The sequence below is a fragment of the Myxococcus sp. RHSTA-1-4 genome (assembly GCF_020037125.1).
Lineage (GTDB): Bacteria > Myxococcota > Myxococcia > Myxococcales > Myxococcaceae > Myxococcus.
This window is the reverse complement of record NZ_JAIQDG010000064.1, coordinates 1-21102: the sequence shown is the minus strand read 5'-3', so window position 1 is coordinate 21102 and position 21102 is coordinate 1. Positions and strand designations below refer to the sequence as shown.

Annotated in this window: 11 protein-coding genes; 2 read left to right on the top strand and 9 right to left on the bottom strand. The window is 70.2% G+C overall.

Translation table 11 applies throughout. From position 1 onward, the window contains the following. Positions 1-12: 12 nt before the first annotated feature. From K8638_RS42945 to K8638_RS42905, 9 genes are all read right to left on the bottom strand, one after another. The gene (locus tag K8638_RS42945) at positions 13-1539 is read right to left on the bottom strand and encodes a hypothetical protein (RefSeq protein WP_223760584.1); all 1527 of its coding nucleotides are present in this window, start codon (positions 1537-1539) and stop codon (positions 13-15) included. 101 nt (positions 1540-1640) lie between these two features. Then, complete coding sequence (locus K8638_RS42940; RefSeq protein ID WP_223760583.1) at positions 1641-2477, bottom strand: SDR family NAD(P)-dependent oxidoreductase; 837 nt, start codon at positions 2475-2477, stop codon at positions 1641-1643. A 20-nt stretch (positions 2478-2497) separates the two neighbouring features. Continuing rightward, complete coding sequence (locus tag K8638_RS42935; RefSeq protein WP_223760582.1) at positions 2498-3244, bottom strand: lysophospholipid acyltransferase family protein; 747 nt, start codon at positions 3242-3244, stop codon at positions 2498-2500. Further along, entirely contained in the window at positions 3241-4209 is a 969-nt protein-coding gene (locus K8638_RS42930) for a 3-oxoacyl-ACP synthase III family protein (RefSeq protein WP_223760581.1), read from the bottom strand. The genes K8638_RS42935 and K8638_RS42930 overlap by 4 nt, the downstream gene beginning before the upstream one ends. Then, complete coding sequence (locus K8638_RS42925) at positions 4206-6137, bottom strand: patatin-like phospholipase family protein (RefSeq protein ID WP_223760580.1); 1932 nt, start codon at positions 6135-6137, stop codon at positions 4206-4208. Before K8638_RS42925 ends, K8638_RS42930 begins: the two co-directional genes overlap by 4 nt. Before the next feature lie 97 nt (positions 6138-6234). After that, the gene (locus K8638_RS42920; protein WP_223760579.1) at positions 6235-9366 is read right to left on the bottom strand and encodes an efflux RND transporter permease subunit; all 3132 of its coding nucleotides are present in this window, start codon (positions 9364-9366) and stop codon (positions 6235-6237) included. A gap of 9 nt (positions 9367-9375) precedes the next feature. Further along, entirely contained in the window at positions 9376-10536 is a 1161-nt protein-coding gene (locus K8638_RS42915) for an efflux RND transporter periplasmic adaptor subunit (protein ID WP_223760578.1), read from the bottom strand. Continuing rightward, positions 10524-11990: a TolC family protein gene (locus K8638_RS42910; protein ID WP_223760577.1), complete on the bottom strand. Its 1467-nt coding sequence runs from the start codon at positions 11988-11990 to the stop codon at positions 10524-10526. Before K8638_RS42910 ends, K8638_RS42915 begins: the two co-directional genes overlap by 13 nt. 199 nt (positions 11991-12189) lie before the next feature. Next, the gene (locus K8638_RS42905) at positions 12190-14235 is read right to left on the bottom strand and encodes a HEAT repeat domain-containing protein (protein WP_223760576.1); all 2046 of its coding nucleotides are present in this window, start codon (positions 14233-14235) and stop codon (positions 12190-12192) included. Positions 14236-14781: 546 nt separating this feature from the next. Between K8638_RS42905 and K8638_RS42900 the strand changes: the two genes are divergently transcribed. Continuing rightward, a complete protein-coding gene (locus K8638_RS42900; protein WP_223760575.1) occupies positions 14782-14928 on the top strand; it encodes a hypothetical protein in 147 nt (48 codons plus the stop codon). A gap of 893 nt (positions 14929-15821) precedes the next feature. Next, positions 15822-21032, top strand: coding sequence for an FG-GAP-like repeat-containing protein (locus K8638_RS42895; protein ID WP_223760574.1), 5211 nt, complete (start codon positions 15822-15824; stop codon positions 21030-21032). Positions 21033-21102: the final 70 nt, after the last annotated feature.

Here is a 21102-nt window from a genome sequence, read left to right as displayed (position 1 = left end):
GCGACTGCCGGCTCACACCACGCGGGGCGGCTGGGAATAGACGAAGTGCGGGACGACGTTGCCCCGGTGCCGGATGAAGAGCGGACCCCAGGCCGGGTTCTGGTCATGCATCTGCTTGAGCAGCCGAATCATCCGGTCGAAAATCCTGCGCACGTCCGCCTCCGCGGTCAGCGCGGCGACGACGCCCGCCGCCACCAGGTGCGCGGCGTAGATGCCCTTGGTGATGCTCGGTGTGAGGCTCCCCACGCCGGAGATGAGCAGGCGAACCATGTCCTGCATCTTCTTCTCGTCCTGGTCGCGCCAGTTCTGGATGTACCCCAGGGCGTGTCCCTCGAGCGCCGCCACCTTGTGGGACGTGAGGACGTCCGCGACCACGTCGGCGGACCTGCGCGCCTGCGCGGGGGTGACTCGCTGGTCCGCCAGCACGAGCTCGTCGGGCCTCACGTCCTTCTCCACCTCGGCGAAGATGGCGTTGGCCCATTGCCTGGCCTGGCTGAAGCGCAGGCGCGAGACGACACTCCCCGCCAGGAAGCCACGGAGGATGTCGGCCGGGTGGGGGTCCTCGCTGGGGCCCCCGTTGCGCAGGATGCCCTCGCCGCCAAAGGCGAGGTCCAGGCCCCGGAAGTAGCCAACGAGGCCGATGCCGGCGGCGGGCCCCATGTTGAGGATGCCGAGCACGTCGGAGGCCGTCTCGTCGATGCGGTCGGACCAGTACTCCGCCAGTGCACCGAACCCTTCCGCGTCGAGGCGCTGGAAGACCGCCTCGGCGAGCTCCTCCGGCAACCCGATGTCGGCATGGAGGATGTCGTGCCCTCCGACCTCGTGCCCCACCGCGGACCACGCCAGCAGGCCCGCCCTCGCCTGGGCGGGCGGAAGGTTGACGATGCCGGCCTCCAGGTTGAGCACCTCCGACGTCACGTCGACGGGCCACGTGTACGGCCCGAACTGGGGGGCTCCCCACTTCACCAGCGGAGGGATGATGCCTCGCTCGGGCGGCTTCACCCCCCGGCGGTCCTCCGCGCTGAGGAACCCGTCATACAGGTCGCTGACCACCTCCTCGAAGGCATCCGTCGCCACGAGCTGGTAGTTCTCACCGTTCTGCAGGATGGAGTGCGCCACATCCAGCAGGAGCCCCGCTTCGCCCTCGCGCTGCGGGTCTCGTATCAGCACCTCGGAGAACCCCTGGGGCCCCAGCCTGTCCAGGATGATGAGGAACGGCTGGAGGACGGCCTCGCGGTAGATGGGCGGGAGGGTGGGCCTCGCCGCCTCCAGGCGGCCGCGCAGTTGGTGATAGTCGATGGGGTCCGGCGGGCCCGGGTCGGTGTCCTGCGCGGCCACCACGATGTCCTGGATGCAGGCCGGCAGGTTCCGCAGGTCCACCTTGGCGGGGACGCCACTCTCCGGAATCGACGGCGCGATGCTGAGGGCGGCCGCCCCGGTGAGGGTCTCCGCCTCGCGAACCCTGACCGTCTTCCTCGCACTGCGGGGCATCGTGCCGCCGCCCCGCCTCACCTTGCGCACCGTCACCTGCTTCGCCATGTCCACCTCCGAGTCCGGGGGAACGTGCGACCCCGCCCCCCTCTGGCCTACTGGCTCGCGGGGCACTCGAAGTGCTTCCTGGCGCACGGGCCCGCCGCGCCTCAGGGGTTGAGCACCAGGTCCAGCAGCTTCAGCGTCATGCCTCCGCTGAAGTCGATGGTGGCGCCGTTGAACCAGGCGGCGTCCTCACCCGCGAGCACGGTGACGAAGCGCGCCACCTCCTCCACCGTGCACATGCGCCCCGCGGGGTTCATCCGCGCGTGCGCCTGCTCCAGCCGCGCCAGCGCCTCCGGCGAGTACACGTGCTTCAGCGCGGGAGTCATCACCGTGCCGAACTTGAGCAGGTTGACCCGGTGCCCCAGCGGTCCCAGCTCCACCGCCAGGTGGCGCACGTACATCTCCAGCGCCGCCTTGGACGCGCTGACGAGGGCCGTGTTGGGCAGGAGTGTCTCGTCCAGCGGGTTCTGGAGGCCGAGCAGCCGAGCCTCCGGCGCCAGCAGGTCCGCCTCCACCAGCGCCTGCGCCCAGTACACGAACGAGTGCGCCATGGTGTCGAAGGTGCGGCGGATGCGGCGCGCGTGCAGCCGGTCCTCGCCTCGCGACAGGAAGTGCCCCATCGAGGCCCCCGCAATCGAGTGCACGAACAGCTTCACGCTGCGGGGGCCCGCCAGCCGCCGCAGGGCCTCCGCGCCCGCCTCCGCCGACTCCGGCGTGGACGCGTCCGCCTGCCACAACTCCACGCGGCGTCCGGCGCCCCGCACGGCCTGTTCCATCCTCGCCGCGCTGTCCGCGTACCGCCCGCGGTGCACACCGAACACGTCCAGCCCGGGCCGCCGCGCCACTGCCTCCGCGATGGCCGCGCCCGTGCCCGACGACGCTCCCAGGATGAGCGCCCACTGCGGGCCGCTCGAGCTCCCTCCACCCGGTGTACCGCCCATTCCCTTCTACCTTCCGTGACTCACGCCTTGCCCGAGCGTGCCTTGTCCAGCAGGCCCTGCACCGCGCTCGCGACTTCATGGTGGGCCGCCAGCATCGCGGCCCTGTCTTCCGCGTCGAAGCCCGGCGCCAGGTGACGCGTCAGGGGCTCACCCACCCACTGCGTCATCTTCACCGGGAAGGGAAGGGAGAAGGGCCACACGCCCGTCGCGCCCACGCCCAGCCACACGGGCAGCCGCGCCGGCATCCGCACGTGCCGTCCCAGGGCATAGCCGTCATTGAGGCCCACGTACGCATCATCCATGCCACTGCCGCCCACGGGGACGATGGGCAGCCGGTAGCGCACCGCGAGGCGCAGGTAGCCCAGGCGCTCGCCCCAGTCCACGCGGTAGCGCTGGCGGAAGCTCCGGCATCCCTCCCGCGTGCCTCCGGGTTGCACCAGCACGTGCTCACCGCGCGCCACCGCCTCCGCCAGCCTGGGGGCGTCCCCGGTGACGAAGCCCAGCCCGTCCGCCACCGCGCGCATGCCCGGAAGCCGGTCGAACGCGCCATGCGCCACGCCGTGCGGCAGGTAGCCCAGGTGCTCGTACAGCGTCACCGTCAGCATGCACAGGTCCACGGCCAGGGGCCGTCCGTGGTAGCCGACGATGAGCTTCGCCCCGGGGCGCAGCAGCGGCTCCAGGTTCACCACCTCGTAGCGGTGGTAGCGGCGCAGCAGCCGGAAGGTGGCCAGCCACGCCGCCAGCGGCAGCCCTCCCGCGCGCCTCATCCCCCCACCCGGTACAGCACCGCGCCGTGGGCCACGCCCGCGCCCACGCCCACCATCAGAATCCTGTCCCCAGGCTTCACCGGCCGCGTGCGCAGCAGCCTGTCCAACCCGGTGCCCAGTGACGCCGAGCCCACGCTGCCCACCGTGTCCACCACGCGCACGCTCCGCTCCGGGGGCACGTCCATGGCGCCGAGGATGGCCCCCAGCATGCTCCCGTTGGGCTGGTGCGTGAGCACCCACTCCACGTCGCGCAGCGCCACCCCGGCCCCGTCCAGTACCGAGCGCGCCGCCCGCAGCAGCGCGTCCAGCGCCACGCGCGTCATCTCCCGGCTCGGGGTGAGGAAGCGCATCCGCTCCGGCTTCCCGGTGACATGCGGGTTCTCCAGCACCACGTCGGTGGGGAGGGTGCCGTCGTTGCCCAGGGCCACGCCCAGCACGCCCTCGGCGGGCCGCGCCGTGCCGAGCACCGCCGCCGCCGCCGCGTCTCCCAGCACCAGGTACGGGCGTGGGTCCTCCGGGGTGGTGGTGCGCGACAGCAATTCCACCGAGACGATGCCCACCGGCCCCAGGCCCGTCGCCACCGAGCGCGCCGCCAGGTCGAAGGCGCTCAGGAAGCCCATGCACGCGTTGCCCAGGTCCATGGCGTCACAGCTCCCCGCCAGGCCCAGCGCCGCCGCCACGCGGTTGGCCGTGGCCGGCGTGGTGACGTCGCCGCCCATGGAGGTGACACAGAGGATGCGGCGGAGCGCCTTCGCCTCCACCCCCGCCGCCTCCAGCGCGCCGCGCAGCGCCGCGGCCGCCACGTCCGAGGCCTTCGTGCCCGGCGGCGCGAAGTGGCGGGTGCGGATGCCCGTCTTGCGCTCCACCTCCGCGGCGTCGCGCCCCACTCGCGCGCACAGCTCGGCCGTCGTCACGGCGGGGCCGGGGAGGACGCTGGCGGTGCCCAGGATGCGGACGGGAATCATGCCGCCTTCCTTCCACCGCTCCGGGGCGTCCCCGAGCCCGCGCGCGTCTTCACCCGGCACCACAGCGCCTTCAGCTCCTCCAGCTTCGCCGCCAGCGCCCCATCCGAGGCCGCCCGGTCGAGGATGTCCCGCGCCCGGGTGAAGTCCATGGCCGTCAGCAGCGGCAGCTCCGCGGATTGGATGTCGTAGCTGACGTCCGCCAGCAGCGCCTCCGCGTCGCCGCTGCGGTGCAGCAGCAGCACGCCGCTGGTGACCAGGTCCAGCGCGCGTGACACCGGGTTGAGGCCCGCCAGGAACCGGCCCACCCCCGTCCTCGGGGCGTGCGCCGTGGCGCGGACCCCGAAGGGGAAGATGTTGCTGGAGAAGATGAGGTCCGCGCCCGTGTGCAGCAGCACGTTGGCCGGCACCATGCGGGTGAAGGCGCCGTCCACGTACCGCGCGGGCCCCACCACCGTGGGCGAGAACACCCCGGGCGCGGAGCCGCTGGCTCGCACGCCCAGCGCCACCGGCCCCTGCTCCAGCGCGACGCAGTCTCCGCTCGCCAGGTCCGTCGCCACCGGGAGGAAGCGGATGGACAGCTCCTCCAGCGAGGTGTGGCCCAAATCCCTCTCGACGAAGCGCTCCAGCGAGTACGACGTCACCATGGCGGCCGTGGCGGCGAAGGAGAGCTGGCGGCTCACCGCCCGCTCCTCCAGGCGCAGCAGTCCCTCCAGGCCGCTCCTGCCATCCAGCGCGGTGCCGCAGAAGTACGCGCCCACCAGCGAGCCCATGCTGGCGCTGCTGACGAAGTCGACGGGAATGCCCCGGCCCAGCAGCCAGCGCAGGATGTACACGTGATAGAAGCCCCACACGCCGCCGCCGCTGAGCGCCAGCCCCACGCGCCGGTGGGTGATGGCCCGGGCCCAGCGCGCCAGCGCGTCCAGCTCCGCGTCCGTCAGCTCCATCTCGTCCAGCGGGCGCTCGTCCAATGGCAGCCGTGCCAGCCGCTCCAGGCCCATGCGCAGCCAGCAGGCCGGCTGCACCCGCGTGTCCGCTGACGTCCCATCCTGGGGCTGGCCGCTCAGCGCCGCGCCGCGCGGTGGGCGCTCGGGGTCGATGACCACCGTGGGTAGCACGCGGTACCCGGTGGTGAGCGGCGGCCGAGCCGCGGAGGCGCCCGAGGCGCCGGAAACCAGCCGCACCGTCTTGCCCAGGAGGGCCGCGTCCACGGCGCAGCCGTCATCCAGGAAGACGTAGTGGACGCCGTGCTCCCGCGCGAGCCGGTGGAGCAGCTCCGCCCCCACCCGCACCGGCATGCCCGGAGCGGGTTCGGGCAGCGTGGCGCGGAAGACGCCGTCCGCCCCTCGTGACACCGTTTCATCCCGCGGGCCGGCGGCCTTGCGCAGCAGCAGCACCCGGTCCCCGAAGTCCTGGCTGATGGCCTTGGCCACCAACTCCATGAGCGTGGACAGCGGCGCGTCGCGCAAATCACTCTCGAAGGCGACCACCTCCGCGTTCGTGAGGAGCGCCTCCCGCCGGGGCGCCGCGAGCTCCACGTGGCCCAGGTCCTGCCGCAGGCCGGCCTGGACGTGCACCAGCTCCCAGACGCTGTCGCGGGGAAAGAAGAGGCCAGCCGACGCCGACACCGCCCGCGCGGTGACGGTGTATTTCCCTCCCACCAGGGCCTCCACGCCCAGCGGCGTGCCCGGCTTCAGTGTCAGCAGTGGCTCACCGGCCCGGCGCACGTCCAGCTCACCGTCCAGCAGCAGGAAGAAGCCTTCCGCGTCCTGGCCCTCCTCGCACAGCACCGTGTCCTTCTCCCAGGACACCTCCACGCCCCTGTCCAGCAACTGCAGGAGAATGGTGTTGCTGGTGTGGCGGAGCGCGGGCGCCCGCTTGAGCGCGTAGAGCCGCCGGCGCTGGATGTCGAGGCGCGTCGAGTTTGCCATTGAGGCTTCAAAGAATAACGAAACCTCATCAGTCCCGCACACGGGTCGCCAGGGCCCCCATGTCTCTTTTGGACAGGGCTCGCTTGTCTTTCATGTTTCACGCGGACTGCGGCCGGGGTGGGGAGTGCTTGCGAAAGCGTGAGCGCAAATTCTCCACCAGCACGTACAGCACGGGGATGAAGATGAGGTTGACGAAGGTGGACAGGAACATGCCCCCGAAGACGGTGGTGCCCAATGACTTGCGCGCGGAGGCGCCGGCGCCCGTGGCCAGCACCAGCGGCACCACGCCCATGAGGAAGGCGAAGGACGTCATGAGGATGGGGCGCAGGCGCGTCTGTGCGGCGTAGATGGCGGAGTCCACCACGCTCTGTCCCTCGCTCCGGAGTTGCTCGGCGAACTCGACGATGAGGATGGCGTTCTTGCTGGCCAGGCCCACCAGCATGACGAGTCCCACCTGGCAGAACACGTCATTCTGCAGGCCGCGCAGGTTCTGCAAGGCCAGCGCGCCCAGCATGGCCACGGGCACGCCGAGGAGGATGACGGCGGGCAGGGCGAAGCTCTCGTACTGCGCGGCCAGCACCAGGAACACGAAGATGACGCCCAGGCCGAAGATGAGCAGCACGCTGCCGCCCGCCTGCTTCTGCTCCTGGGACAGGCCGGTCCACTCGAAGGTGTAGCCCGCGGGCAGCGTCTGTCGCGCCACCTCCTCCATCGCGTCCAGCGCCTGCCCGGTGCTGGAGCCCGGCGCCGCCTGCCCGTTCAACCCCGCCGAGCGGTAGAGGTTGTAGTGCTGGATGTTCTGCGCGCTCGTCATCGGCCGCACCCGCACCAGCGACTCCAGCGGCACCATCTGCCCGGCCGCCGAGCGCACGTAGAGCGCGTTGATGTCCCGCGGCTCGTTGCGGAACGGGACGGCGGCCTGCACGTAGACGCGGTACACGCGGCTGGCGAAGGTGAAGTCATTGACGTACTGGCTGCCCAGGTAGACCTGCATGGTGGAGAAGACCGCGTCCAGCGGCACACCCAGCGCCAGCGCCTTCTCCCGGTCCACCTCGATGTCCAGCAGCGGCGTGTTGGCGGTGTAGGAGGAGAAGACGCCGCGCAGCCGCGGGTGCTGGCTGGCCCGCGCCACCAGGGTCTCCGTCGTCTGCGCCAGCTCCGCCAGGGAGCGGCCGCCCTGCTGGTCCTCCAGGACGAACTCGAAGCCACCCACGCTGCCCACACCGCGGATGGCCGGGGGCTCGAAGGGCAGCACGCGGGCTCCGCCAATGGCGAGCAGCGGGCCGCGCAGCCGCTCCACCAGCCCCGCCACGCTCTGCTCCCGCTCCTCGCGCTCCTCCCACGGGCGGAGGTTGACGAAGAGGGTGCCGTAGTTGGCGCCGGTGCCCAGCAGCGAGAAGCCGCCCACGGCGAAGATGTCCTCCACCTCCGGCTGCTTGCGCAGCACCTCCTCCGCCTGGAGGAGCACCTGCCGCGTGTAGTCCAGCGACGTGCCCTCCGGGCCCTGCACCGCGACGATGAGATAGCCCTGGTCCTCGCCGGGGATGAAGCCGGAGGGCGTCAGCCGGTAGGCGAGGATGGTGGCGGCGAGGCACACGACGAAGGCGATGGTTACCGGCCACTTCAGGGGGCCGGTGAGCCGGACGAGCAGGTCCCCGTAGGCGTCGCGGAGCCACTCCAGCCCCCGGTCGAACGCGCGGAACACCCGCCACTTCTGTCCCTCGTGGGACTTCAGGAGGAGGGCGCAGAGGGCGGGGGAGAGCGTGAGGGCCACCAGCGCGGAGAGGCTGATGGAGAAGGCGAGGGTGAGCGCGAACTGCCGGTAGATGATGCCCGTGGTGCCGGGGAAGAAGGACACCGGGACGAACACCGCGGACAGCACGAGGGCAATGGCCACCAGCGCGCCGGCCACCTGCCTCATGCCCCGGTGCGTGGCCTCGCGCGCGTCCACGTTGTCGTGCGCCATGGTGCGCTCGACGTTCTCGATGACGATGATGGCGTCGTCCACCACGAGGCCCGTGGCCAGGGTGAGGCCGAAGAGCGTCAGCGTGTTGATGGAGAAGCCGAACGCGCTGACGAAGAGGAAGGTGCCCACCAGCGACACCGGCAGCGTCGTGGCCACCACCAGCACGCTGCGCCAGCCGTGCAGGAAGACGAAGACGACCAGCACCACCAGGAAGATGGCCTCGCCCAGGGTGACGAGCACCTCTTCAATCGACGCCTCCACCGCCGCCGTGGTGTCGAAGGCGCGCTCGTAGGTCATGCCCGGCGGGAAGGTGGTCCGGAGCCGCTCCAGCTCGGCGACGACGCCGTCGCGCACCTCCAGCGCGTTGGAGCCCGGGAGCTGGAAGATGCCCAGGCCCACGGCGTCACGTCCGTTGAAGCGCAGCAGCTGCCCGTAGTTCTCCGCGCCCAGCTCCGCGCGGCCCACGTCCTTGAGGCGCACCAGCGCGCCGTCCTGCCCGCGCTGCACCACGATGTCGCCGAACTGCTCCGCGGTGCTGAGCTGCCCCTGCACGCGCAGGGTGAACTGGTACACCTGCCCGGGAGGCGCGGGCTGCTGGCCCACCTGACCCGCGCCCACCTGCACGTTCTGCGAGCGCAGCGCGTTCACCACGTCCGTCGCGGCGAGCCCCCGTCGCGCCAGCTCCGTGGGGTCCAGCCACAGGCGCATGGCGAAGCGCCGCTCGCCGAAGATGCGCACGTCGCCCACGCCCCTCACGCGCAGCAGCGCGTCCCGGATGTAGACGTCCGCGTAGTTGCTGAGGAAGCCCCGGTCATAGCGGTTCTCCGCGTCGTACAGGCCGAAGGCCATGAGGAGCTGCGTCTGCGCCTTGTTGACGGTGACGCCCAGGGCGTTGACCTCGGCGGGGAGCTGGGGCGTGGCGGTGGCGACGCGGTTCTGCACGTCCACCGCGGCGAGGTCCAGGTCGCGCTCCGGCTCGAAGGTGACGTTGACGCTGCTCTGCCCGGTGTTGCTGCTGGTGGAGGAGATGTAGCGCATCCCCTGGACGCCGTTGAGCTGGCGCTCCAGCACGGTGGTGACGGCGCTCTCCACCGTCTCCGCGGACGCGCCGATGTAGTTGGCCGACACCTGCACCACGGGCAGCGACAGGTCCGGGTATTGCTCGATGGGGAGCGAGGGGATGGAGATGACCCCCACCAGCGTGATGATGATGGACAGCACGCTGGCGAAGACGGGCCGGCGGATGAAGAAGTCGACGAACATGCCGTGCCCTCACTGCTGGGGAGTGGTGGAGCCACCCGGTCCGCTGCCTCCCACGCCCTGTGTCCCGGCGCCCTGCTTCACGGGCCTGGGCTGGATGGGCTGTCCTTCGCGCAGGAGCTGAATCCCGCTGACCACCACCCGCGTGCCGGCGTCGAGTCCGCCCGTCACCTCGTAGGCATTCCCGGAGACCTCGCCGAGATTCACGGGGACGCGCTGCGCCACCGTGCCACCGTCGGCCTGTCCCACCACGTAGACGAAGGACTGGCTGCTGATGCGCGTCACCGCGAAGGTGGGCACCTGGAGGGCTTCGCGCGTCTCGTACACCACGCGCGCGCGCACGAGCTGCCCGGCGCGCAGGCCCATCGTGTTCTCGAAGGCGGCCTTCACCTCCACGAGCTGGGTGGCGGCGGAGGGCGTGGGCGCCACGAAGAAGACGGGCGCGGACACCACGGGCTTCCCGTCCGGGTCCAGCACCTCCACGGGCGTGCGGCCCACCTGGATGGCGCGGGCGCGCTCCACCGGCACCTCCACGGACACCTCCAGCGCGCGGCTCTGGCTCAGCGTGGTGAGGGCCGTCTGCTGGGTGACGAAGTCGCCCACCTTCACCGGGTAGTCACCCACCACGCCCGCGTAGGGCGCGTTCACCTGGTAGAAGCCGAGCTGCACCTGCTGCGCCTGGATTTGCGCCTCGATGGCGCGCGCGGTGGCCTCGGCCTGCTCCGCCTGTGCCACCGCCTGGTCGTAGTCCTGGCGGCTCTGCAGTCCTTCCTTCAGGAGCTGCGCGCTGCGCTCCCGGGTGCGCTGGGCGTACTCGCGCTGGGCGAGGGCGGAGGCGCGCTGGGCCTGGGTGGCACGCAGGCTCGCGCGCTGCTGGCGGGGGTCCACCACGAGCAGCACCTCGCCCTGCTTCACCTGCTGGCCGGGCCGCACCGGAATCTCCTGCACGTAGCCGGCGACCTGGGGGTACACGGTGATGCTGCGGCGGGAGATGAGCGTGCCCAGGTACTCGCCGGTTTCACGCACCGGCCCGGGCTCCAGCGGTTGGACCTCGACGGGCATGGCCCGGCCCGCGCCTCCCTGTCCACCCTGGGGGCCGTCCTCTCCCGAGCCCCTGCACGCCGCCAGGGCCAGGATTGCGAGCCCCACGCTCCAGCTCCTCACCACTCGCATGCCGCCTCCGAGAGGAATGCCTGGACCCGTGCCTGCTCCAGCTCGAACTCGCGCACCACCAGCTCCAGCTCCGCCTGGCGCAGCGCCGCCGCCGTCTGGATGAGCTCCAGGCTGGTGCCGGTGCCCACCTCGAAGCTGCGCCGGGTGAGCCGGTCGTTCTCCTCGGCCAGGTCGCGCTCGCGCGAGGCGATGTCGCGAGTCGCCGCGGCGACCTCCACCGCGCGCCGTGCCTGGGCCACCTCCACGGTGACGTTGCGCTCGAGCGCCACCACGTCCTGCCGCGCCACCTCCACTTCGGCGCGCGTCCGCCGCAGCTGGCCCTCGCGCGCTCCGCCCTCCCAGAAGGGCAGCACGAGGGCGGCGCCCACGTTCCATACCGGCACCTCCGCGAAGCCCTCCTCCACCGTGAAGGCCACCGCGGTGCTGCTCAGCTCCAGCGTGGGCGCGTACTGCCTCTTCACCTCCGTCACCTGCCGCTCGGCCACGATGAGCCGCGAGCGCGCCGCCGCGAGGTCCGCCCGGCGGGTCAGGTCCTCCAGTTGCCGGCAGTCCCGCCGCGCGTGCTCGAGCAGCGTCTCCAGCTTCACGCCGCGCGCCAGGCCCACCGCGCCCGGGGTGCCCAGCGCCAGCCCGAGCGACTCGCGCGCCTGCCGCAGTTGCTCGTCATTCGTCACCACCAGGGTGCGCGCCCGCTCCGCGTCCTGCTGCACGCGCACCACGTCCAGCCGGGTGCCCGCGCCCAGTTCCAGGCGGCGCTGGGCCAGGGCCTGCCGCTCCAGCGCGGTGCGCAGGTTGACGCGGCTGACCTCGGACAGGCGCTCGCGGGCGGAGACCAGGACGAGCCCCTGCGCGAGCGCTCCGGTGAGCTGGCGCCGCGTCTCCGCCAGGGACAGCGCGGCGGTGCGCCGGGCCTCGCGCGCGGTGCCCAGCGCGGTGATGGCCGGGAGGTCGAGCAGGGGCAGCGATGCGCCCAGCGTGCCCAGGACGAGCGGCGAGGTGGGGCGCGGCCCGTCCTCCCCGCCGGTGCCCGTGCCTCCGCCAAGGCCTCCGCCGATGCCGCCCGTCCCGCCGCCGATGAACGTCGCCGAGTCGGGGTCGAGCACGTTGTACTGGGTGGTCACCGTGCCGGTGAGGCTGGGAAGCAGGGCGGCGAGGGCGATGCGCCACTGCCCCGCCGCGGACTCCACCCGGGCGAGCGCGGTGCGCAGGTCCGTGGAGCGCTGCTTCAGCAGGGCCAGGGCCTCGTCCCACGAGGACACCTGCACGGGCGCGGGAGGCACCGGCGCCAGCAGCGGGTCCGACACCTGGAACTGGACGGGCGCGGGCACCTCCGGGGGCGGAGTGGGAGCCCCGGCTGTTGGCTGCCGCACGGCGCCGGTGTCCGCCTGGGCAAGCAGCAGGCCGGGCAGGGGGCTGGAGCGCGAGAGCAGGACTGCGAGCAGCAGGGCATTCATGGGGACGTGCCCAGAGGTACGAGGCCCTCACGGCCGGGACCACGTTCCCAAGGGTTTCCCCGTGTCTGGTGGACAGACGCGGAGGCCGCGCTGCTCAGCAGTGGATGATGCGCCCCCGACTCCGGGGTGATGTCCACTGCAAGGGTGTTGCGAATGCCACAGCGGGAGTGGGGCCTTCATCCCGGCCCCGGGTTTCGCTTCAGCGTCCCCGAAGGAGCATGTTCAGCCGCTGCTTCGCGGCACGGCTCTGCGGGTCGAAGCGCAGCGCCTCTTCCAGGCGCTCCCTGCCGCGCTCCACCTGCCCCTGGACGACGTAGAGGTCGGCCAGCTTCACGAGGGCCTCGGCGTTGTAGGGCTGGAGGTCCAGCGCGCGCTCGAACTCGCGCGTGGCGGTGGCCAGGTCCTTCCGGCGCAGGGCGAGCTGGCCGAGCACGAGGTGTGGCTGCACCAGCCCGGACGTCTCCGGCCGGGAGGCGAGGGCCTGCGTGGCGGAGAGGCCGCGAGCATCCCCGAAGCCCGCGAGCGTCAGCGCGGCGGCCTGCCGCACCCACGTCGAGCCGTCCGCGAGCAACGGCACCAGGTCCTCCGTGGCCTCGCGAGCGCCCGCGAGGCCCAGGCCCTCGATGATGTCCGAGCGCAGCAGGCTGTTGGTGGTGCCCTTCAGCGCCGCGCGCAGGGCGGGCACGGCGTCGTGCTTGAAGCGGCGGGCCAGCAGCTTCGCCGCGGCGCCGCGCAGCGAAGGGGCCTCCTCGGTGTCCGCGAGTACGGCCTCCAGCGCGGGGCGGCTGGTGGCGGCTGTCTTGTCGTCGAAGGCCTCCGCGAGTCGCAGGCGGCGCTGCTGGCGCACGGTGGCCTGGGGCCACCACTTCAGGAGCGCCTGGGACATGGACTCGGGGGTGGCCTTGGCGTGACAGGTGTTGCAGGCGTTGGGAATGCCGTGGCGGGTGGTGTTGTCCGGGGCGGGCACGTCCAGCGCGTGGTCGGCGAGGGTGTCGAGCACGCCGGTGACGACGGGCGGCATGTGGCAGGACAGACAGTCCTGGGCGGCGCGCGCGGTGTGGTGGGTGTGGCGCTGTCCCTGGGCGAAGACGTCCGCGTGGCACTGCTGGCAGGTGGCGGAGTTGGTGGAGACGTGGGTGGTGGCCTTCTCCGGCTTCTGGACCTCGTTGGGGGCGTGCGGCTCGTGGGGCGCGGTGTGGCAGGTGAGGCAGGTGGCGCCGCCCTTGGTGTGGCAGCGGGACTGGAGGAGGGCCTGGTACTCGAAGCTGGAGGTGCTGGGGCGGCCGTCGGTGAAGTAGTCGCCGGAGCGCTCGTTGCCGACGAAGAGGACGATGGGCTGGTAGTGGTCGTCGTAGCGCTGGCCGGGGCGGAAGCGGTGGGCGGCGTCGAGGATGGGGAAGAGGGGCCGGCGCGGTCCGTGGCACTGGCCGCACACGGCGAAGCCGAGCTCTGGTGCCAGCTTCGAGGGCTGGACGATGTCCTTCGGGTCCTGCGAGTCGGCGTGGCGTCCGCCGGGGCCGTGGCAGCTCTCGCAGGCGACGCCGGAGTCGATGAAACGGGTGGTCCAGGTGTGGGCGGCGCGGTCGTAGCGCGCGTCGAGCCCGGTGACGTGGCAGTCCAGACAGGCGTGCTGGACGGTGCGGCGGAAGTTGGTCCAGAAGAAGGGGTGGTCCGGGGTGAGGAGGCCCTGCTTCTTCTCCGAGTAGTCCACCCACTCGCCCTTGCCGGTGACGTGGAAGTAGACGGGCAGCACCTGCCAGCGGCCGTCCGGGAGGATGGTGACGGGGTCCTGCATGCGCTTGCCGCCGACGACCCACTGCACGGGGAACTCCGCGAGCTCGCCGTCCGCGCCCCGGGTGCGCATGAGGTGCTGCTCGCCGTCGCGGCGCATCCACGCCTCGCTGGACTCGCCCTTGTAGTGGGCCTTGCGGAAGTCACCGACGACGAACTTCGGCGTGGCCGGGGAGAGCGCGCGGGAGTGCCAGTCCTTGCCCCACGCGGCGTGCTCGTCCTCGTGGCAGTCGCCGCAGACGGCGGAGCCGACGAAGGCGTTCGCGGGTGGGTGGGCGTCGTTGGCCCGTGGGGGGCTCGCCGGAGGGGGCGGGGCGGTGGGGGGCGTGGGAGCGGCGGGGGACGGTGGCGTCACGGGCTCCGGGGAGGAGCGGAGGGCGACGGTGACTCCCGCTGCCGTGCCGAGCAGGGCGAGGACCGCGAGGGCGAGCAGGGCAGGGCGAGAGGGGCGCATCGGAGTTGTAGGTGCCATGCTGCCCCGAGGGGCTGACGCGGGACAAGCAGGGTTCCCTGAAAGCCCGGAGTCGTCTCCCGCGTCTGGACCCCGTCCGCGCTTCAGGACGGTGGGTCTCTTTGTCTGGACGGGCCTCTCGGGCTCCGAGGCGGCGCTGCGAGGAGCGCGCATGCAACCGCCGCGTCTCGCGAGTGGTCAGCCTCTTGCACAAGGGCGGCTCTGTTCTTCCCAAGACTCTCGTGGCGGGCGCCTACAGCCCCTCGGAGTCCGAGTTCGACAAGGCGCTCTTCCATGTACCGACTGCTGGCCGTGACTCTCCCCTTGGTGGCGCTTGCCGCCGGATTCCTTCCGTCAAGCGCAGTCGCGGCATGTGTCGATGGCACCATCCAGACCACCAAGCTAGCGAACGGCTGTGTGCGCGCGAAGATTTGTAACCTCAATGTCTGGGAGGACATTGGATGCTCGGGAACAGTGGCATGCACAGGGTGCGGCGGCCGTTCGGGCATCCAGACCTGCTCGGCCGACTGCGAGACGGCAGGCTGTAACGTGGGCCCCGAGGTGTGTAACAACTGCGACGACAACGGTGATGGCTCCATCGACAACGGTTACAACAACTTCAACCACTACTCTCTGACCGAGTCGTGCAACCCGAACGCTTGCGGCCAGGGGGGGGACGCGGACCTGCACCGCTAGCGGATGGAGCGCGTGCACGGGCTGCGGAGGGGTGGCCACCTGTGTGGGGTGTGGCAACAAGTCGGGGACCCGCGCCTGTGCCTGGGACTGCTCCGCCGCACCACGGTGCGTCGTGGGCGCCGAGTCGTGCAACAACTGCGACGACGATGGCGATGGACTGGTGGACGAGAACCTGACGCGCTACGCATGCACCAGCGCCGCCGGTTGCGGCGGCGTTGAAACATGTGTTGGCGGGGAGTATCTCTGCAAGTTCCAGGCGGGCACACGCCGCACCTGCTCGGAGTTGGCCGTCTCCTGCCCCGGTTCGACGGCGGAGTGCAGCGCGGATGGAAGCTCTGGCCCCTGCCAGCCCTCCACGGCTCGTCCCGAGGACTGTAACTCCTGTGACGACAACCTTGATGGTGTCGTCGACAATGCTCCGGGTGGAGCGCTCGGCAGCCTCACGCGCCCCTGCACCAACTCCGTGGGCGAGTGCCCCGGGGTGGTCCAGGTATGCGAGGTCCAGTCAGCGAATGCCGGCAACTGGCTCGATAACCGTTGGGGCGCCTGCGTAGGTCCAGCGGAGACCTGCAACGGTGAAGACGACGACTGCGATGACGGCATCGATGAGGACGATATCTGCCTCGCGCAGAGCGCCCCCTCCTGTGCTCAGGCTCCTTGAGTGTGGCTACCGCGCCCTCACCTCGCCCATGACGGTGCCCGTCGTTGGGCAGGGGTTCCCGGGCGTTGCCGTTTTCCGGAGATGAAGAGACGGGCCTGGCGGAGCACGCCACGGTCCTCCTCGTACCACCCATCTCTGCGCGGCTCGCTCCCGAGCCGCCTCGACAATCTGCCCCGCGCGGCGCGTCGGTGACAGCGCACGGGGCGCATCCAAGAAAGGTTTGGAAGGAATCATGATGAAGCGACTGTTTGTTTTCACCGTGGTCGCGGCCGCTGTCCTCGGCGCCTGTGGCCCGGACAATGGCCACCCAGCGGCGCCGCAAGAGGAAGTGCCCGCGTCCCACCGTCAGCGGCAGCCCCTGGCGTTGCCGACGGCGGTCATCGTCGCGACGGACGTCGACTCCGCCGGGTATGTCGTGGGTAGTACGAGCAACTCCTCCGGGGTGGGGGCGGACGGTTCGGCGACCGTCACCATTCCCCTCTGGGTGCCCGAAGGTCGCGCTGGCCTGAAGCCAGATCTCATGCTGCGCTATAGCAGCAATGACGGCAGCGGGCTGCTTGGAGCGGGATGGAGTCTCTCCGGGACGTCGCGCATCACCCGCTGCAAGAAGAACCTGGCGCAGGATGGTGTGGCTGAGCCCGTCACCTTCACGGCGTCGGATGTCTTCTGCCTGGACGGGCAGCGTCTGGTTGCGGTGCGGGGGACCTACGGTGCGACCGATACCGAGTACCGCACCGAGGTGGACAGCTTCGCGAAGGTGGTCTCCCTGGAGACAGATGCGCAGGGACCCGCCCTCTTCCGCGTCTACCTCAAGGACGGGAAGGTGCTCACCTACGGTAAGTTCAATGGGTCCACCTTCTCGGGGGAACGAATTCACGTCGCGCCTCTGGGGGAATCTGCCTTCAGCACCACGCGCGACGGGAAAGCCAACCGCTATGCCTGGGCGCTGGCACGGGTGGAGGACCGCAGCGGCAACTACCTGTCGATGCACTACACCGTCGAGGACGACGCGGCCCACTCCGGCTACGAGCACCTGCTGACCCGCATCGAGTACACGGGGACCTCGGTGGGAGCCGGTACGTCCCCGAATCGCTCCGTCGTTCTCAACTATGAGGACCGCCCGGATCCGCGCACCCAGTTCGTTTCCGGCTTCAAGCTCCGGACTCGCAAGCGCCTCGTGGGCCTGGAGATGGTTGGGCCCAAGCCAGACGCGCCGGGCAGGCTGCGTAGCTATCGCTTCACCTACGCGCAGGGTTTCTCCGGTGGTAGCAAGCTGAAGACGGTCCAGGAATGCGACGCAGCCGACGTCTGCATGCGGCCCCTGACGCTTATCTACACCACGGATGACATCAGCCTGCAGGAGGTCGACACCGGCGCGAACGACCTGACGGACCTGGCCGGTTATGCCTCTGACCGTGAAATCTGGTTCCTGCAGCCCGCGGACGTGGACGGGGACGGGAGGGATGACCTGCTGTACCGGAAGGCGAGCGGGACGACCGACCCTGTCAATGGTTATCAACAGTTCAAGTGGGTGGTGCGCCATGCCCCCTCCTCGGGCGTTGGAGTGGGCGCGGCGATGGATACGTCGCTCCCACTGACCTGCTCGTCGCCCTGGCCGGGGGAGAACGGCCGTTGGATGGACCTCAACGGCGACGGCCGCACGGACGTCAGCATCGTGCAGAAGTTCAGCTGCGGCCCGTCGCCCTCGCGCCAGCTCAACAACTACCTGGGTACGAGCAGCGGCTTCCAGTTGGTGGACACGGGGGAGAGCGGTGACGCGCGCTTCGCGGACCTGGAGGGAGACGGGGCCATGGAGTTGCTGCAGGTGCTGCACGCCTACAACCCCACCCCGCAGCTGCTCTCCTACCGGGCCAACGTGGGCGGCACGCTCCAGCCCTTCAGCCGCATCAGCACCTCCAACTACAACGACAGCCTCGACTTCTCTCTGGACCTGCACGGCACCGGGCGGATGAGCCTGCTCTTCCCGGACAAGTACGCCCCGCCCGCAGGAGGCCTCACCACCAATGGTGAGCGCTACTGGGCGGCGGAGAAGCGCGGCGGGGTCTTTACCAAGCAGGAGACCACGCTGGTTCGCACGGACGTGAACCAGAAGGTGTACGTGTTCGCCGACGTCAATGGAGACGGCCTGCCGGATGCCCTCCGCACCCACGTGGATGGCAGTGACGTCATCGAGACGCTGGTCAACACGGGTAACGGCTTCGCGGAGCCGGTGGCGCAGACTCTTCCGCCAGAGGCCAAACTGGGCGCGTGGACCAGGGACAACGGCGTTCGCGTGCTGGACTTCGACCTGGACGGCCGTGAGGACCTTCTGCTGATGAGCGCGAGGCCCGGACTGGGAACGCCCCTGGTGCTGCTCTCCCGTGACAGCGGCTTCGTCACCTATGCGCCCCCCATGCCGGTGGGCCGCACCACGCCGGCGGGCTACGTGCTGTCACAGGTTCTGGACGTGGACGGGGATGGTTTGCCAGACATGGCCCAGGTGGTGAATGGCACGCTCCGCCTCTATAAGCGCATGGGCCCCATGCCGATGCTGCTGGCACGGGTGCATGACAGCCTGGGGGTTCAGACCGCGTTCCTCTACAAGCCGGTGTCTGATTCATCCGTGTACCAGGCCGGTACGGACTGCGGCCTGCCGCGGCAGTGCTTGCGCAAGGGCCGGTGGGTGGTGTCTGAGCACCAAATGGATGCGGGGGATGGGAACCCGATGCGCGTCAACCGTTTCTTCTACCGGGACGGAAGGGTGGACGTGGGGGGGCGGGGCTGGCTTGGCTTCGCGGCGGTGGTGACCACGGACTCGCAGACGGGAGCCGTTACCTTCACCGATTACGACCACCAGACAAAAGTGGGTACACTCTACCCCTATGCATTGAAGCCCGTTCGCGAGGCCTTCCGGGTGGTGGATAACAACTGGGCCCACGTGCGCGAACGCTCACTGACCTACCGCACCACGACGCGTCTGGGCGCTGACGGCGTGTCGCAGGTGATGACCATCCTTCCCTCCAGTGCCAAGGAGACGGAGCGTGTCTACGTCCAGCAGGCGCCCACCTCGTCGGGCTTCACGCGCACTACGGACACGACGTGGCAGTTCGAGGAGGCCTACGGCAACCTGCTGAGCAAGACGCAACGCACCGTTGGAGGGGACGAGGTGACGTGGAGCGCCACGTACTCCAACACCGAGTCCAACTGGCTGGTGGGCCTGCCGACGCAGGTGCGGGAAACGAGCACCGTGGGGGGCTCGTCCGTCACGCGGACCCGGCATCTGGAGTACGCGCCGGCTACCGGGCTGCTGCTGAGAGAAGTCCTCGAGCCTGGAGACCCGCGGCTCAAGGTGACCACGAGCTTCGTACGCGACGCGGACGGGCTGGTGTCCCAGGTGGTGCGCGAGGCCGTGGGGCTCCCGGCCCGCACCACGACGTTCGCGCATGACCCGCTGGACCGGACGTACCCGGCGTCGGTGACGAATGCCGTGGGCCACACGGTGCAGTACGCCTACCACCCGGGACTGGGCGTGCTGGCAGCCAGCGTCGACGAGAACGGCGTGCGGACGGAGTGGAAGTACGACGGATTGGGGCGGCTGAAGAACGAGGACGGTCCCACGCTGACCGACACCGCCGTGAGCTACTCGCGGGAGTCCATTCCCGGGCAGGCCTTCCAGGTGCACTCGAAGACGAATGGAGGGCAGGAGGCGTGGACGGGGTATGACCGCCTGGGGCGTGTCGTGACGAGCCGCAGCCTCGGTTTCGATACGAATTCCTATGTGGATGTCGCTCAGAGCTATGACGGGCTCGGCCGGCTGGCGCAGGTGCGCACACCGAACCCAAGGGGGGGCACGAATCCGGTAACCACGTCGTACCAGTACGACAAGCTGGGCCGCACGCTGAAGGTCACGAATCCCGATAGAACCTTTGCCACCAGCAGCTACGAAGGCAAACCGGAGGGCGTGTGGACGCGCACGGTGGACGAGAAGGGCAACGTCACCCGGTTGCTGGTGGATGTGAATGGTCGCACGGTGCGCAGCGAGGTCGAGAAGCAGCCTGGTGTCGTTCTGGTTACCACCTACGAGTATGGGCCCTTCGGAGTACTGCGAAAGAGCCGCGACAGCGTGGGTAACGAGGTGGTGCTGGAGTACGACATCTGGGGGCGCCGCACGCGCATCCTGGACCCGGACTCCGGCGAGGACCTGACGCGCTACAACGCGTTTGGCGACGTGGTGGAGGCTCGAGACGGCAATGGCGATACCACCGTGTACGAGCATGACGTGCACGGGCGCGTGGTGCGCCTCGTCGGCAAGGATGGCGAGTCCACCTTCGAATGGGACCAAGGGCCGCACGCCCTGGGGCGCATGACGGGAAGTACCCGCAAGGGGGACCCGAGCACCTCTTTGGACGACATCAGCGTGGCTCACACCTACGATGCCCTGGGAAGGCCGCTTTCGGAAACGTGGAGTGTGGAAGGCCGCGTGTATGACATTGCCCGGGACTACGACTCGCATGGGCGCCCGAAGCAGGTGACGTACCCTTCGGTGCTGGGGCAGCGGCTGGCAGTGGAGTACGGGTACTCGGCCTGGAGCGGGCAGCTGAACGTGGTCAAGGAGCCCGGTACCAGCGGCAGGGTGCACTGGACGGCGGACGCAGTGACGCTTACGGGGCAGCTTGCCCGCGAAACGTACGGCAATGGGGTGGTGACTCGCCGCCTCTATGACGCGCTGGGACGGTTGCGCTTCATCGACTCGAAGCTCGGTTCAACGGGAACCCCGGTCCAGGCGCTTGCTTTCGCGTATGAGTCCAATGGCAACCTTCGAAGTCGGCATGACCAGCTGGCGAAGACGTCCGAGTCCTTCTCCTATGACGGGCTGGACCGGCTGACTCGATGGACGGTGACGCAGAACTGCCGCACCTCTGTTCTGGACTACGGGTACGACGACCTGGGCAACCTGCTGTCGCGCACGGTGGTGCAGGGCACGGGCGTGGGCGGCACGTACACGTACGGCGCGGGCACCGCGGGCCCGCACGCGGTGACGGGCTCGGCCGAGGGGAGCTACGTCTACGACGCGGCTGGCAACCAGGTGGAGGCACCTGGTCGGCGGGTGCAGTACACGGGATTCCGGCTCCCAGCCTCTGTCACGGATGGCACCCTGACGGTGTCCTTCCGCTATGACGCGCACAATCGCCGGACAGTGAAGCGGAGCACGGACGGTTCGGTGACGACGTACGTCGGCGGGCTGTACGAGGAGCGCCGCGCGCCGGACGGCTCGGCAGTGCATGCCTTCCAGGTCATGGGGGCCGGACGGGCCGTGGCACAGGTGTTCTGGACGGTGCCATTCGGAGCATCGGCCTTCCAGGTGCAATGGCTGTACCTTCACGCGGACCACCAGGGCTCGGTGGAGACGCTGACGCGGTCGGATGGAGGCATTGAGTGTTGACGCGCACCCTGGTTGAGGGAGCGAGGCCCGAGTTCGAGCCGGCTGTGTGATGGGGTCGGGAGGACTGCCC